A 15,408-nucleotide genomic window follows, 5' to 3' on the forward strand; every position below is an offset into this window, starting at 1 on the left:
ACTGATGCAATTTTGTAACTTTATGGTGCGTAGTGCGCCCCTGACTGATAAATAGCACCAAAAATTGAGCCCTCTAATCCGCATTTTTTTGCAGGTTGTACAGTTCCTTAAACTTGCGCTGCTGCTCGTTGTGGTCTACGATCGGAGAGGGATAATGAAGAAGTCGGCGTTCTAAAGGCGAAATATTTCCGGTTAGCAAAAGTTTAGTATCAACGCGGCGCAATTCTGGAACCCAGTGCCGAATATATTCCCCCTCCGGGTCGAATTTTTGAGCTTGACTGGCGGGATTGAATATTCGCAAAGGTTTCGGATCCATGCCGCTGGATGCGCTCCACTGCCAACCGCCGTTGTTAGCAGAAAGGTCGCCATCTATCAATTTTTGCATGAAGTATTTTTCGCCCCACTGCCAGTTAATAATTAAGTCTTTGGTGAGGAAACTGGCGACTATCATGCGGCAGCGATTGTGCATCCAACCTGTCTGATTTAACTGCCGCATTGCTGCATCGATAATAGGATAGCCTGTTTTGCCTTTACACCAAGCTTGAAAGAGCTTTTCATCGTTCTCCCAAGGAAAGTCTTTGAATGCTTGACGGTAGGGGCCGTCTGCTAATTCTGGGAAATTATACATGGCGTGTTGGTAAAATTCCCGCCACGCTATTTCCTGTTGCCAAGTGCGGATGCTTGTGCGCGCTTCTTCACTGCGGCAAGTTTCCATTACTATCTGGGTAGCTTGCCAAACAGTGCGGATGCCAATTGCACCAAATTTGAGGGCGGCGCTGAGTTGCGATGTGCCGTTAGTTGCGGGGAAATTGCGCTGTTCTTGATATTCGTAAATTGCCCGATCGCAAAATTCTTCTAATTTTTGTTGCGCTGCATCTTCTCCGGGTTCTATTACTAATGGATTTTCCCAAATAAATCCCAAACTAGAGGCAGTTGGCAGTGTTTCAAGGACACCTGCTTGGTTGGCGACTTCTTGTTCTTCTGCGGTTAATCCGGTCATTAATTCCAGATAAGTTATCGGCAGTGTCTCTACTGGTTGGGCTTTGGGCTTACTGTTCCATTTTTTCCAAAATGGTGTATAAACTGTGTAGGGAGTCCCTGTACCGCTGCGAATTTCATCTGGGGCGTGCAGGAGTTGATCCCAGAAATTTTGAACTTGAATTCCTGCTTGTTCGAGGGCGTTGGATACGGCCAGATCGCGCTGTTTGGCGTAGGGTTCTACATCCCAGTTCCAAAATACTGCTTTGGCATTTATAGCTGTCGCTAATTTCGGTATTCCTAGGATGGGGTCATCTTGAATTATCAGCAATTGGCTGCCGGCTTCCCTGTAACGCGAGGAGAGTTTTTGCAAGCAGCCGATCAGGTATGTGACTCTGGCTGGCGCTACGTCATCGCGATTTAGGATATTGCGGTCGAGACAAAAAATTCCGACAACTTTCGGGCTTTGCTGGCGCGCTGCTTCCAGTCCGATGTTGTCAGAAATACGCAAGTCGCGGCGGTGCCAAAATAAAATTAGATTGGATATATCAGACATTCGATTTTAGATTTTAGATTTTAGATTTTAGATTTTACAGTCCCGGACACGCGCGGGGTCAAAAACCCGGTTTCTAAGTTGACATTTATTGGTTTGATGCACGATTTTTATCAGAAACCGGTTTTTTTCGTCAGTCCTATTTAAGGATCGTCAATTAAATAAGTTCCCTTTTTTCTTCTTGTGGGATGGGCGTCCCGCCCGTCCACTCATGACGGGCGGGACGCCCATCCCACAACAGTCAAGAAAAGGGGATTTTATTTAATTATCATACCAAACTCAAAAAGGGACGCGCTAAGAAAAAGCTAGAAATAGATTTTGCATCAATTGGTTCCCCAGCTAAGATAGCTTTTTCTAATTCTTCTGGAGTGAATAGAACTGTTTCAATGTCTTCATCATCATCTTGTGCTGGCGGCTGTTCCAGTTTTTCCAAATCTCGGGCTAAGAAAGCATAAATGATTTCGTCGGAATAACCGGGGGCGAGAAAAAATTGCCCTAACTTCTGCCATTTTCCGGCGCGATATCCGGTTTCTTCTTCGATTTCGCGTTTGATAGTTTCGGCGGGATTTTCATTGATTTCTACCGTACCAGCGGGAAATTCTAAAATTCGCCCTTTTGTGGCAAAGCGATATTGGCGTACCAAGACGAGTTTACCTTCGGGTGTGACGGGAACTGCAAGTGCTCCGCCTGGGTGGCGAATACATTCCCACTCGCCTTCGGAACCGTTGGGAAGACGGAGGGTGGCTACGTCAAAGTTGAATTTGCGCCCTTGGTAAAATAGGCGCTGTTTGAGGAGTTGGGGTAGTTCTTGACCGATCGACATAAGCGACAAGCGAATAATGTTAGAGTGCACTGATTTAAGACATCATAGGCGATCTTATAGGATTTTAGATTTTAGATTTTGGATTTTAGATTGGGAATGACTGATAAATATCACAGTTTGGAGCTTACCTAGGGTTGCATTTTTTTTAACTGGTACCCTCGGTGAATTTTGCTCACTTTTTACAGTTGCAATTTTTGCACTCCCGAACAGTCTGCGGTTTGCAGGAGTTGGGCGATCGTACTTTTCGTCACCGGATGCACCCAATCCGGGGCAATTTCTGCTAAAGGTACTAATACAAAAGCTCTTTCGGTCATCCGGGGATGAGGTAGAGTCAGTGTCGGAGTTTCTAGGATTAAATTGTCGTACAGCAGCAAATCTAGGTCGAGGGTTCTCGGCCCCCATTTTTCTAGGCGAATTCGATTAAATTTTATCTCGATTTCTAATAATTTTGCTAGTAATTGTTCGGGTTCTAGTGCAACTTCTAGGATGGCACAGGCGTTGATGTAATCGGGTTGCGGGGGCCCGACGGGGGCGGTTTGATACCAGCTTGAATGGGATTTTACTGCTATTCCTGGGGTGTTGTTGAGGGTTGCGATCGCGAAGGAGAGTGTGGCTAGGGAGTCGCCTAAGTTGCTACCGAGGGCGATCGCGCATTTTGTTAATTTCATTGCAGGAAGAGGGAAGTTCGGTAACGGATTTTATAACGGATTTAACGGATTGAATTCAGGGGGAAAACCCGACTCTACAAAATATTATCAGTCTTGGATGCAGGCGCAGTCAGAAACCGGGTTTTTTACGTAAATACTTCGGAGGCAGCCCGCAGATTAAGTAAAAAACCCGGTTTCTTTAGTCTTAATGCGTCGTCAGTCCTGAGTTTTTTAATCACAGCTTAATAGGCTGTTAAGTTTTCTTGATTATCATTGACAAGTGTCAGCATTTAGTTTAAAAAATAATGAGTTTGCACCGACGCTTATTTTCAGCCGGGATTTTGGCAACGGTCATTTTTACCGCAAATATATCAGTATCTTTAGCAGAAACGAAGGAAAGCTATCTTACGCTAGATGCGGACGGCAGTCAATCTTTTGGGAGTTTGGTACAGCAGGCGGAAGATTTAGCCGCATTGTCGATCGCCCGCGAGTTTCAAGAAAATCCGGCATTAACAGAAGTTACAGTCATTATTACAGCCGATCGCAGCCGACAAAGAGTTCCAGTTTTGCGATCGAGAGTATCCCGCCGCAACTGGCAACAAGATGCGAGAATCGAACAGTGGACTAGATATTTTGCGGATGCTCAATTGCTGCTGGGATTCAGAAACGGCAATATTTCGTCCGCAAATTCTGGGTCTTCGCAAGTGATTAATGTACCTGCGCCCAGTCGATCGACATTCCGAGAAAACGATCCGGGTTTTCGAGATGATTGAAATCGGGCATCGGCCAAACAGGGCAGTGGTAGCAAACAACAAATAACAAACAACCAATAACCAATTATTAACCCAAATATAATCCCACTTTAATTAACCTTCAGGTTAACTCCCCTTAATTTAACAGTGATAGAGTTTCATACGGAATCATCAGATTAGGGAAGTTGGTTTGAAAAGGAATTTATGTCTAAAATAACTCGCCGACAACTGCTAATTTTCTTCGGCAGCAGTGCAGCTACCACTGTGCTTGCCCCTCAAGTAACTAAAACACTATTCGGCATCAATTCCACCTCGGCCGAAGCTGTAGTCCCGCTATCTTTCACTCCGTTAAGACTTCCCCACCCGCTGCCGATTTATCGAGAATTGCCCAGCTTTATGCCGACGGGCTTAAACGGACAGGGAACCGTGATGGCTGCCTCACAGGATACTAAATTAAGGAGTTACAGCATTGTTGACGATGTGGTTGTGCCGCCGGAATACGAACGTTATGTGATTGTCCGCTGGGGCGATCGAGTTTTCCCCAATCTGGCAGACTATTTCGGCTACAACTGCGACTACACCGCCTTTCTACCCCTTCGCGGCAGCAATGACGACGGTTATCTCTGGGTTAACCACGAGTATGTAGGTTTCCCGATGTCGAAACTGGCACCAGATACCCCGTCAGATGTGGCATCATTTCCAACAACCGAGCGCGCCGTCCTCGGTATAGACTTATCGGAAAAGAATCAGGCTACCCTTGGCGAATTCCTCTACAATCTCGGCGGTTCGATCGTCCGCATCACCAAACAAGCCAACGGCAGATTTAGGGCGATCGCCGGCGACCCCCTCAACCGCCGCATTCACGGACTTTCCGGCCTCGGAATCAACAGCCAGCGTACCGACAAATACAAAGATGTCACCTCCTGGGGAACCAGACAAGGGGACGACAACTACCTCATCGGCACGGGCCCTGCAGCTACCCAAGTCTTCGCGCAAGTCAACACCGACGGACTCGGCAACCGCATCATCGGTACAGCCTACAACTGTTCCGGCGCCACAACCCCTTGGGGAACAATCCTCTCCGCCGAAGAAAACTTCCAAGGTAGCGAACTATTCTTCGTGGGAGTTCAGGAAAACATCAAACCCAACGGCGGCCAAACGGGCTACGCCAAGGGCACTATCGGTGAGGAATTCGGCTTAGTCGGCGAAAAATACGGCTGGATGGTAGAAGTCGATCCCCAAGATCCGAGTTTCCGCCCCCGGAAGCACACATGGTTGGGCCGTTTCCGCCACGAAAACGTCGGGATTCGCGCTGAAGCAGGCCGCAAGTTAATAGGGTACATGGGGGACGATCGGCGCGGCGGACACACCTGGAAATTTGTCAGCAACGGTACTGTCACCAATCCCGCAGATAAAAACAACAGCCGATTGTTTGAAGATGGGGTTTTGTACGTGGCCCAATATAACCGCAACGGTACTGGAAGATGGCTGCCACTGACATTAAATGCCCCGACCAATCCGGTGCGTCCTTCTAAAGTTGGCGAGGCGGAATTAGCAAGTTTTGGCAAAGCTCAAAGAGATGCAAATACTCGCTTGCCCAAACGCGCCGGAATTGCTGGTCAAACCGAAGACGGCGGTTCTTTTGTAGTAGATACAACTAATGAAGGAACAGCACTTCCGGGCTACCAAAATAAAACTCTGGCTAATTTCTACAGCAGCCAAGGTGCGGCTTTAGTTGATGCTTTCTTAGCTGCTAATTTGATAGGCGGCACTCCGACGGCGCGGCCGGAAGATTTGGAAGTTAATCCTACTACTAAGGAAGTTTTTATTGCTTATACTGACGCAGCACCCGGAAGCGACGGCTATCCAGATTCTCGCATTTTTACTGTTGCTAAATACGGTAGCGCCGTCAACAGCACTCAGCAGTCGGGAGGACTTTACAAAATAATTGAAGACAGTCCCGACGGTGCAGGTTTGACGTTCCGCTGGCAGCGTTTGGCTCAAGGCGGAGAAGCGGGTGCGGTAGCTGGGGCGGGATTTGCTAGTGTAGACAATTTGGCTTTTGACACTCAAGGCAATGTTTGGGGCGTCACTGATATGTCTACGAGCACGCACAACGGTTTTGATGTCGGTGCGGCTGGAAAGCCAACGACGATCGACCACAAGAAGACTGGAAATGTGTCAGAGTTTACTGGAGTTTTCGGCAACAATTGGCTGTTTTATATTCCGACTTCGGGGCCGAATGCAGGAACAGTAATTCCGTTTGCTTACGGGCCGAATCGGTGCGAAATGACGGGGCCGACTTTTATCGGAGATACGCTGTTGCTTGCGGTGCAGCATCCGGGGGAAGATTGCCCGATCGATGACGGTACTGTACTGAGTCGGCAAATTGAAATGTTGGATTTGAACGGTGCTGTTTTTAATCAGACTCGGAGTGTGTCTCGCGGCAGTTTGTGGCCGAGTAATATTGAGAATGATTCGCGCAGATCGCCGATGCCGTCGGTGATTGGGATACGTCGGGTGCGATCGACTCCAACGGGTCAGTTTGTTTAAATAGGACTTACGCATCGGGGCCGGTGAAACCGGGTTTTTTACGAAAATACTTTGTTGCAGTCGGCAGATTTGGTAAAAAACCCGGTTTCTTTTGTCGATTGCGTAAATCCTGGTTAAGTAAGCTCATTTCAAAAAACTGAACACCCAAAGCCCCGACTTTGCTGAAGAAGTCGGGGCTTTGAAATATTAGCACCGCACAAATGGTAAGGTGCGTCGCCACCCGTCAATCTGCAAGTTCCATTTCTCATCTGGTAGCGACGCACCCTACAAATTAGTACCGCACAAATACGAGACTAAGAAAATTGTACTTGGCGATATAAATTGGCGATCGCAATTTCTAGATTCACCGATTCAAGTTGCAAGGAATCGCCTAAACCATACTCGGAGAGAACCCATTCCCCCTGTTGATTGCGCCGAAATATCTCTACTCCTGGCTGTTCAACTTGCACCAAGACATACTCTTGCAGTGTTGAAAATTGGCGGTATTTAGCAAATTTAATACCGCGATCTGCTGCTTCTGTGGAAGGCGATAAAACTTCGATAATTAAGGAAGGAAACTGCACTAATTGCGGATCGTTATCATGCTCATCACAAGTTACTACAACATCAGGATAAAAATACTTTTGCCCTGGTTCCACTTGGACTTTTACATCTGCGATGTACACCTCGCAAGGGCGATCGACAAGGGCATCATCCAGGAGCTTAGAGAAGTTGAAGGCAATTCGATTGTGATTGCGGGTGCCGCCACTCATGGCGACGACTTCGCCATCCCAATACTCGTAACGTTCTTCTTGGGTGGGTTCCCAAGTCAGGTATTCCTCTGCACTCATCGATGGGCGATCGGGTAAGGCAACCATAATGCGATCGGGAATGAAGTATGTTTCTATAATAGCTTGAAGAAAAGGGCGATCGTTCGATTTTGGATTTGAGATTTTGGATTTGGGATTTTGGTTAGAACTCATTGTTGTCCCTTCACGCTATTTCTTTGCTAACTTTCTCCTGCACCCACAAATTTAAAAGCGTTTCTGGAGAAACACCTTGACGTTTAGCTATCGAACGAATTTGCTCTGATAAAGTTACTTCAACACGATAATATGTTATCTCGGATTGAAGATTTACTGAAAACTCAGCAGCATCAGTTTCCTCCCAATAATCTGCCAGATCGCGATCGTCCCAAAACTCACCTATTTGCTGATAAGATTCAGCTTCTGAGATAGCAGTTTTACGTTTTCTGGTATTTTCTTCGTTCAGCATTTGTCATGTCCCGTGCAGATAAAATTAATGCTTGCCTATCTTCTTTATAAACAAAGAAAACAATCAAGTAGCGTCCGGCATCAGTTTGTCCCAAAGCAGCGTAAACATTTTCCCCCTGGCGATGCCCTTTTTCGACAAAGCGGAAAACTGCAAAGTTCTCAAAGACTTCTCTAACTTCTTGTGGGCTAACAGAATGTTTGCGAGCTAGTTTTTCAACGATATCCTCTAGCCAGATAAAGCCTGTGATTTCCACTTGATTTATATGTCCTTATCACTGCTCACTTTTAGTGTATCATAGAATGCAAGCAATGGTTGTATCAATTACATCGAGGCGATGGCGACTTTGGCCGCTCATGGCGACGACTTCGCCATCCCAATACTCGTAGCGTTCCTCTTGGGTGGGTTCCCAAGCCAGGTATTCTTCTGCACTCATCGATGGGCGATCGGGTAAGGCAACCATAATGCGATCGAGAATCAAGTATGTTTCTATAATAGCTTGAAGAAAAAGCGATTAAAAGGGCGGGTTTTTGAGATTGGAGATTGTTGGCAGATATTTTTCGTCAGGGGAGCCCCTACCGTATTAGGAGTAATCTACCGGAGATGATATCAGAGGTTTTGATTTCTGTGATTTAGATATTCCTCAAGCCTGCTGAGTCTGACGGGTTGTCAGCCCGTCAGGAACTAAATTTTTCATGTAAGTCACTGTAATTGATTAAGTGCGATCGTACCAACTTTGCAGCGCCAAGCGGTGAACTTCCCGCCAACTAATATTTTTAAGTCGGGCAATTTCCGCGCAATCTTCGTATTCCGGCTGTACGTTAACAATCGTTTGTCCAGACTTCGCAAGTTTTATCTTGATTTCGCCGTATTCTGTTTTAACTGTCTGGATTTCTCGGTGCAAAATAGTTCTTTGTTGAGTCGATCGCCTAATTCCCAAAGTAGTCGTTTCGCGAAAGATAACTGCTTCGCAAGCATCCTGAAATTCGGGATGACAAATCGCAGTTAACAAAACCCCCAGCCGCGACTTTTTCATCACAATTGGCGCAGTAAAAACATCCAGAGCTCCGGCGGCAAACAAAGCATCAAAAACATAGCCGATCGCCTGCGGACTCAAATCATCAATTTGCGTTTCCAGTACACAGATTGTTTCTTGGGAATTGGCGATCGGTAATTGGTTAAATTCTTGCTTCTTCCCTCTTCCATCCGTTACATCTTGTACAGTGCTCGTTGCCGAACTTCCCTCTGACTTCTCCCCAATCCAGAGGCGCAAAATATTAGGAATTGCCAGGTTTCGAGAACCTGCACCCAAACCGATCGCCTGAATTTGCATCGACGGCGGCGGGCCGAAACCGGAGGCGAAAGTACAGGCGATCGCAGTTCCCGTAGGCGTGCACAATTCGCGATCGATCCCGTTGCTGTAAACCGGCACTCGGTGCGTTTCCCACAACCGCATCACCGCCGGCGTCGGCACCGCTAACTTACCGTGGGCAGCCTTCACCGTACCGCCACCAGTCGGCATCGCCGAAAAGTAAAATTCGTCAATATCCAACCAATCCAAACCCAAACAAGTACCGACAATATCAACAATTGCATCCGTCGCCCCCACCTCGTGAAAGTGAACCTCGCTTGCGGGGATACCGTGTACGGCACCTTCTGCCTCTGCTAATTTGCCAAATACGGCCAAACTCCAGGCTTCCACGCGCGGAGGCAATTTTGCAGAGACGATGATTTGCTCAATTTCGGGCAAATGGCGGTGATGAGTGTGGCTAATTTCGGCATCTGCTTCGCCGTGACTGTGAGAATGTTCTTCCCCGTGATGGTGGTGGTGGCGGCGGGCATCAAAAGTCGGGGATTCCGTTTCCGAGGGATCGGGTTCGGTAGCGGGATTTTCTGGTTTTAACGACAAATCCGCAGCTAAATCGACATAAAATTTAGTTGCTTGTTGAGTATTCCGGTGGACTAATTCCGCCCGCAACTGGTACTCTGTCGAAATGCCGAGCAAATTGAGTTTTTCGATTAGGTATTCTAAAGGAACGCCAGCGTGGACGAGAGCTCCGATGCACATATCGCCAGCAATGCCGGTCGGACAGTCAAAATAAGCTATTTTATTCATTATTAACAATTAATTTTCAGCATTGATTGTTTCATTCGATATTTCGATCGCCCACTTAGCCTGCAATATCTTAACATGGCAACTATTTACGAAGTGCATCCAGTTGCACCCCAAAGAGACCGGATAGAGAAAATTAACAAAGCTCTAAAAGATGGGGCCGTGATGCTTTATCCGACAGATACAGTTTACGCGATCGGCTGCGATCTCAACTCCAAGTCGGCAGTAGAACGAGTCCGCCAGATCAAGCAACTCTCCAATGATAAGCCTTTAACGTTCCTGTGTTCCTCTCTGTCAAATATCACCGACTATGCTGTCGTCAGCGATGAAGCATACAGAACTATCAAGCGGTTAATACCCGGGCCTTATACATTTTTGTTGCCAGCCACAAAATTAGTGCCGCGGTTGGTAATGAACCCAAAACGGAAAACCACTGGAATTCGCGTTCCCGACCAGCGGCTTTGTTTTACACTGTTGGAAGCCTTGGGAAATCCAATTATTTCCACATCCGCTCACATTACCACGGATGATGAAGGTGCAGCACCAGTCCCTGCATATAAAGCAGAAAGTTTTGGCAAAGCTGAACTTTTTGACTGTTTTTCAAAGTTAGTGGATGTGATTGTCGATGACGGTTCCGATCCGGGATATCAAGTTTCTACCATTCTCGATTTGACAGCAAGCGAACCGATTGTTGTTCGCCGCGGTTTGGGTGCGGAAGCTGTCGCCGTTTGGGAAGATTAAAATTTGAAGATGCTTTCGCTTCTCTAACAGTCCGCCGGGGGTTCAAAACCCCCGTCGAGAGAGCGAAAGTCCTCTCAAAGAGGACTGTTAAATATAGCGGTTATGGTATTGAATTTAATAGACCTCTTGCAAAAATAGCTGGGACGGGCTCTCCGGCCCATCCCACAAAAAGTTTTTTCTCTTGTGGGATGGGCCGGAGAGCCCGTCCTAAAATTTGCTTAAAAGGACTTTTGCAAGAAGTCTAATTAAGCTCTGTCCTATATTTTAAAGGATTGACAATTATCAGAGGAGCAATTGCTATCAGTAGATATTAGATATTATTTCTATTTGAACTCATCGCAACTTATGTTATTCCTCCCTAATTTACACAGTCGTCTTAAGACGACTTCAGCTATGAGCCAGGGAATTAATTCCCTGGCGGCCTGTCGGAATCGCCAGCTAACAAACCTGCGGAAAAAACCTAAGCCTCTACCTTAACTCCTTTCCAAAAAGCAATATATCCGGCAATATTTTTAGCAGCATCTTTTGGAGTAGGATAGTACCAAGCAGCATCTTTATTAACTTGTCCGCCGACTTCGACATTGTAGTAACTAGCAACACCTTTCCAACCGCAAGTAGTGTGAGTGCTGCTGTCTTTGAAATACTCACGGTTGATGGCATCGGCGGGGAAATAATAGTTGTTGTCTACAATTTCGCACTTGTCGCTCTCGGCCAAAACGGCACCATTCCAAATTGCTTTCGGCATCAGTTTTTCTGCTTAAATTGAGATTCTCAATTATTGTAACTGTATTTGTGCTCAAAAGGCATAGAATAGTTGAGAAGCTCACAACCAACTACTGCAAATGCCAGCGTCTCATCCGCCAATATCTTCTGTGCCGCTGTCCCTGGAACAAGCACTCAAACATTTTTTTGGCTATGACTCTTTCCGCCCGGGACAGCAGGAAATTGTCGAAGCTGCTTTACAAAAACGGGATATGATGATTGTCATGCCGACGGGCGGTGGCAAGTCTTTGTGTTTTCAATTACCGGCACTGTTGAAACCGGGATTGACAGTGGTGGTTTCGCCGTTAATTGCTCTGATGCAAGACCAGGTGGAGGCTTTGCAGGATAATGGAATTGGGGCGACTTTTCTCAACAGCACTTTGAGCTCTCAGGAAACCCGATCGCGCGAAACAGCAATTCTCGAAGGTAAGATTAAATTGCTCTATGTTGCACCCGAACGCTTGCTGGGCGAGAGATTTTTACCGTTTTTAGATATAGTAGCAAATAAGTTAGGAATTTCGGCATTTGCGATCGACGAAGCCCACTGCGTTTCGGAATGGGGGCACGACTTTCGACCAGAATACAGGCAAATGCAGCGAGTGCGCGATCGATATCCCGACATTCCCATTATGGCACTAACCGCCACCGCCACCGAGCGCGTCCGCCAAGACATCATCCAGCAGCTAACTCTGCGAAATCCCTACATCCACGTCGCCAGCTTCAACCGCCCCAATTTATACTACGAAGTTCGCCCCAAAACCAAACACAGTTTTGCCGAAGTTTTGCAAATCATCCAAAAAAAAGGCGGTTCGGGAATAATCTACTGTCTCAGCCGCAAAAAAGTTGACGAAGTTGCCTATAAATTGCAACAAAGTGGCATCCAAGCCTTACCATACCACGCCGGCATGAGCGATGTCGATCGCGCCACCAATCAAACCCGCTTCATTCGCGACGACGTGCAAGTAATGGTAGCGACAATAGCCTTCGGTATGGGCATTAACAAACCCGACGTGCGGTTTGTAATTCACTACGACTTACCCAAGAATCTAGAAGGATACTATCAAGAATCCGGCCGCGCAGGCCGAGACAACGAACCCGCCCATTGCAGCTTATTTTTCGGCTACGGCGATGTCAAAATGATCGACTACATCATCGAGCAAAAACCTGACCCACAAGAACAACGAATTGCCCGCCAGCAGTTGCGCCGAGTAATCAACTATGCAGAATCTACCGAGTGCCGCCGCACAATCCAGTTAAGTTATTTTGGCGATTCCTTTCCCGGAAACTGCGGTACTTGCGATAACTGTTGCAACCAAAAACCCGTAGAAGATTGGACGATTGAGGCAATGAAATTTCTTTCTTGCGTCGCCAGATGCCAAGAAAAATTCGGCATGAATCACATTATTGACGTGCTGCGCGGTTCAAAAAATCAAAAAGTATTGCAATACCAGCACCACCAACTTTCTACTTACGGAATTGGGAAAGATAGAAGTGCGGAGGAATGGAAAAAATTGAGTCGTTCGCTGTTAAATCAAGGTTTTTTAGACGAAAGAACAGACGGATTTCCCATATTGAAACTGAATGAAAAAAGTTGGGAAATTATGAAACGTCAGCGCACAGTTGAAATCGCCATTGAACCCCAACGGGAAGTACAGGGGAAGGTTCGTTCTTTGGCAGTAGAAGTAGAAGCTTTATTTACCGTACTGCGGACGCTACGCAAACAAATTGCCGACGAACAATTTGTGCCGCCTTACGTAGTTTTTGCCGATAAAAGCTTGCGAGACATGGCAGAAAAACGCCCGCAGACTCTCAGAGAATTCGAGGATGTTTACGGCGTTGGCAGCAACAAGCGAGATAAATACGGCAAGGTTTTCTTGGAGGCAATTCGCAGTTTTTGCCAAGAACAAGGATTGCCAAGTGGTGCTGCGTCTTCTGATGTCGCCAATCTTCCCAATCTTTCCAACGTTGCGTCTTATTCGCAGATGCAAACCTGGGAATTATACCGACAAGGTTTGACAGTTCAAGGCATTGCCAATGCGCGGGGGATGAGTCCTAATACTATTTCTGGGCATCTGATAGAATTGATGGAAATGGGCAGGGAAGTTGATATAAATTTGTTGGTGGAATCGGAACGCCAGCAGGCGATAGTGTACGCTATTGAAGTTATGGGGGATGAGAAACTGAGAGCAATTTATGATTTTTTGGAAGAACGTTATACGTTTGAGGAGATTAAGTTTGTGCGCGCTTGGTGGCGGCAAAACTATGTAGGTTTTTAACCGCAGATGTAGGCAGATGTACGCTCATGAACGCAGATAATTAATAGAGAGGAGGGGGGAAATGAGAATTAAAAAAATAGCTTTTTGGGATAATTTACGAGAGTGGCGTTTTGAACCGATCTATTTTTCCAACTTGGCTTTATTAGTTGGTGTCTCCGGTGTCGGCAAAACACAAATTTTGAAAGGAATTTTGAATTTACAACAGATAGCTAATGGTGCTTCATTAAACGGTTTAGCATGGGACATCACATTTTCGACAGTAAACAATGTAGAGTACCGCTGGCAAGGCGAATTTGAAACCAAAGAAAATCTGCCATTCATTCTTAATGATGACGGCGAAACTAATGAATTTAGAATTGTTAGTGAAAATTTATTCAGAGAGGGAAATGCAGTTGTACAAAGAACACCTAATGAAATTATATTGAAAGGCAAGACAACGCCCAAGCTGTCTCCTTACCAAAGCGTAGTTGAAATTTTAAATCAAGAAGATGATATTTCTCCTGTTCACCAGGCTTTTAATAAAATAACTAGCAATAATTCGAGTTCAATAGATTATTACGATATAAACTATACAATGATATCAAGGATACAAAAAAGTGAGATTTTATTAGACGATATTAAGGAAAGCGATATGCCGCTCCAGATAAAATTAGCTTTGATTTTTAGCCTTTTTTCAGATGTTGTTCATAAAATAAAAGGCATATTTATACAAGCTTTTCCTCAAGTGGAAGACATAAAAATAGAACCTGTACAAGATGAGGAATCATCATTTATTAGTTTTCCAATTCAAATCAAAGAAAAAGGTGTCAATAATTGGATTTTCCAAAACAATATTTCTTCAGGAATGCTGAAAACGCTAATTCACATTGCCGAACTATACTTGTCGCCCGAAGGCACGGTAATTCTGATTGATGAATTTGAAAACAGCTTGGGGATTAACTGTATCGATGTTGTGACCGATTTGCTTGTGGACAATAGAAATATTCAATTCATTCTCACCAGTCATCACCCGTACATAATCAACAATATCAGCATGGAATACTGGAAAATAGTTACTCGCAAAGGTGGGGTTGTAACTGTTATAGATGCTAAAGATTTGAACTTGGGAAAATCGAGGCATCAAGCTTTCATGCAACTGATTAATCTTGAAGAATACAGCGAAGGAATTAAAGTTTAATGAATCTGTATTTTTTGGTCGAAGGAACACAATCGGAGAAAAAAGTTTATCCGGCTTGGCTGTCTTACCTTTTACCGGAATTGCAGCGAGTTGAGAGTTGCGATGATGTGAATGAAAAAAATTATTACCTGATTAGTGGCGAAGGATATCCTTCATTATACAATTTCATACCGCCTGCGATCGCGGAAATTAACTCAAACGGAAAATACAGCTATTTTGTAGTGTGTCTGGATGCCGAGGAAAATAGTGTTTCTGAACTTGAAACTGAAATTGATGAGTTTTTAAGTCAGCAAAAATTGAAATTAAACAATGCAGAACTTGTGCTGATATTTCAGAATCGCTGCTTGGAAAGTTGGCTTCTAGGCAATCGGAAGATTTATTCTAAAAATCCTCAAAACAAACCTTTATTAGATTATACTAGATATTATGATGTTTCAGTGAACTGTCCCGAAAACATGGGCAGATATCAAGATTTTAATACTCACGCTCAGTTTCACGGAGCTTATTTGAGAGCGTTATTTGAAGCTAAAAATATTACCTATTCTAAAAAACGACCGGGAGATGTACTCAAAGCATTTTATTTGGAACAGCTATTGGCAAGAATTCAAGTTCAGCCAGAACAACTTACTACTTTTCGACATTTCATCGATTTTTGTAATATAGTTAAATCCAAATTGCCCAATTAAACGGCAACAATTATAGGACTTATACCAATTCACTATGAACCTGCACTTAATATAGCTTCTAGGATATAGTCCCAACCACAGAGAGATAAAACTTCT

15 protein-coding genes are annotated in these 15,408 nt (G+C 45.2%); 6 read left to right on the forward strand and 9 right to left on the reverse strand.

Features of this window, described 5'->3' with window-relative positions:
* Positions 1-73 precede the first annotated feature (73 nt).
* The 3 genes from QUA50_RS22085 to folK all read right to left on the reverse strand — a co-directional run bounded on the left by QUA50_RS22085 (position 74) and on the right by folK (position 3,022).
* A complete protein-coding gene (locus QUA50_RS22085) occupies positions 74-1,525 on the reverse strand; it encodes an FAD-binding domain-containing protein (protein ID WP_333266934.1) in 1,452 nt (483 codons plus the stop codon).
* Between the two features lie 274 nt (positions 1,526-1,799).
* Positions 1,800-2,354 carry an NUDIX hydrolase gene (locus tag QUA50_RS22090; protein ID WP_333433667.1) on the reverse strand — a complete coding sequence of 185 codons (555 nt, stop codon included), beginning with the start codon at positions 2,352-2,354 and terminating at the stop codon, positions 1,800-1,802.
* A 179-nt stretch (positions 2,355-2,533) separates the two neighbouring features.
* On the reverse strand, positions 2,534-3,022 hold the full coding sequence (folK, locus tag QUA50_RS22095; protein ID WP_333266896.1) for a 2-amino-4-hydroxy-6-hydroxymethyldihydropteridine diphosphokinase: 489 nt from the start codon (positions 3,020-3,022) through the stop codon (positions 2,534-2,536).
* A 284-nt stretch (positions 3,023-3,306) separates the two neighbouring features.
* Between folK and QUA50_RS22100 the strand changes: the two genes are divergently transcribed.
* Both QUA50_RS22100 and QUA50_RS22105 read left to right on the forward strand, forming a co-directional pair.
* On the forward strand, positions 3,307-3,774 hold the full coding sequence (locus tag QUA50_RS22100) for a hypothetical protein (RefSeq protein WP_333266894.1): 468 nt from the start codon (positions 3,307-3,309) through the stop codon (positions 3,772-3,774).
* A 183-nt stretch (positions 3,775-3,957) separates the two neighbouring features.
* A complete protein-coding gene (locus QUA50_RS22105) occupies positions 3,958-6,306 on the forward strand; it encodes a PhoX family phosphatase (RefSeq protein WP_333266892.1) in 2,349 nt (782 codons plus the stop codon).
* Positions 6,307-6,599: 293 nt separating this feature from the next.
* Here the strand turns inward: QUA50_RS22105 and QUA50_RS22110 are convergent, their stop codons facing one another.
* The 5 genes from QUA50_RS22110 to larC form a co-directional block, all read right to left on the reverse strand.
* A complete protein-coding gene (locus QUA50_RS22110) occupies positions 6,600-7,268 on the reverse strand; it encodes a Uma2 family endonuclease (protein WP_333266890.1) in 669 nt (222 codons plus the stop codon).
* Positions 7,269-7,278: 10 nt separating this feature from the next.
* The gene (locus tag QUA50_RS22115; RefSeq protein WP_333266888.1) at positions 7,279-7,560 is read right to left on the reverse strand and encodes a CopG family antitoxin; all 282 of its coding nucleotides are present in this window, start codon (positions 7,558-7,560) and stop codon (positions 7,279-7,281) included.
* The gene (locus QUA50_RS22120; protein WP_333266886.1) at positions 7,529-7,813 is read right to left on the reverse strand and encodes a BrnT family toxin; all 285 of its coding nucleotides are present in this window, start codon (positions 7,811-7,813) and stop codon (positions 7,529-7,531) included. Before QUA50_RS22120 ends, QUA50_RS22115 begins: the two co-directional genes overlap by 32 nt.
* A 39-nt stretch (positions 7,814-7,852) precedes the next feature.
* Complete coding sequence (locus tag QUA50_RS22125) at positions 7,853-8,038, reverse strand: hypothetical protein (protein WP_333409733.1); 186 nt, start codon at positions 8,036-8,038, stop codon at positions 7,853-7,855.
* A gap of 234 nt (positions 8,039-8,272) precedes the next feature.
* The gene (gene larC / locus QUA50_RS22130; protein WP_333266882.1) at positions 8,273-9,673 is read right to left on the reverse strand and encodes a nickel pincer cofactor biosynthesis protein LarC; all 1,401 of its coding nucleotides are present in this window, start codon (positions 9,671-9,673) and stop codon (positions 8,273-8,275) included.
* A gap of 75 nt (positions 9,674-9,748) precedes the next feature.
* Between larC and QUA50_RS22135 the strand changes: the two genes are divergently transcribed.
* The gene (locus tag QUA50_RS22135) at positions 9,749-10,411 is read left to right on the forward strand and encodes an L-threonylcarbamoyladenylate synthase (protein ID WP_333266880.1); all 663 of its coding nucleotides are present in this window, start codon (positions 9,749-9,751) and stop codon (positions 10,409-10,411) included.
* A 460-nt stretch (positions 10,412-10,871) separates the two neighbouring features.
* On the opposite strand, the gene QUA50_RS22140 is transcribed toward QUA50_RS22135, so the two are convergent.
* Entirely contained in the window at positions 10,872-11,156 is a 285-nt protein-coding gene (locus tag QUA50_RS22140) for a DUF427 domain-containing protein (protein WP_333037862.1), read from the reverse strand.
* Between the two features lie 97 nt (positions 11,157-11,253).
* Between QUA50_RS22140 and recQ the strand changes: the two genes are divergently transcribed.
* The 3 genes from recQ (at position 11,254) to QUA50_RS22155 (ending at position 15,312) form a co-directional block, all read left to right on the forward strand.
* Positions 11,254-13,449: a DNA helicase RecQ gene (gene recQ, locus QUA50_RS22145; protein ID WP_333266878.1), complete on the forward strand. Its 2,196-nt coding sequence runs from the start codon at positions 11,254-11,256 to the stop codon at positions 13,447-13,449.
* Positions 13,450-13,510: 61 nt separating this feature from the next.
* Complete coding sequence (locus tag QUA50_RS22150) at positions 13,511-14,626, forward strand: AAA family ATPase (protein WP_333266876.1); 1,116 nt, start codon at positions 13,511-13,513, stop codon at positions 14,624-14,626.
* The gene (locus QUA50_RS22155; RefSeq protein ID WP_333266874.1) at positions 14,626-15,312 is read left to right on the forward strand and encodes a hypothetical protein; all 687 of its coding nucleotides are present in this window, start codon (positions 14,626-14,628) and stop codon (positions 15,310-15,312) included. Before QUA50_RS22150 ends, QUA50_RS22155 begins: the two co-directional genes overlap by 1 nt.
* Positions 15,313-15,408: the final 96 nt, after the last annotated feature.

The organism is Microcoleus sp. M2_D5, from assembly GCF_036701935.1.
Lineage (GTDB): Bacteria > Cyanobacteriota > Cyanobacteriia > Cyanobacteriales > Microcoleaceae > Microcoleus.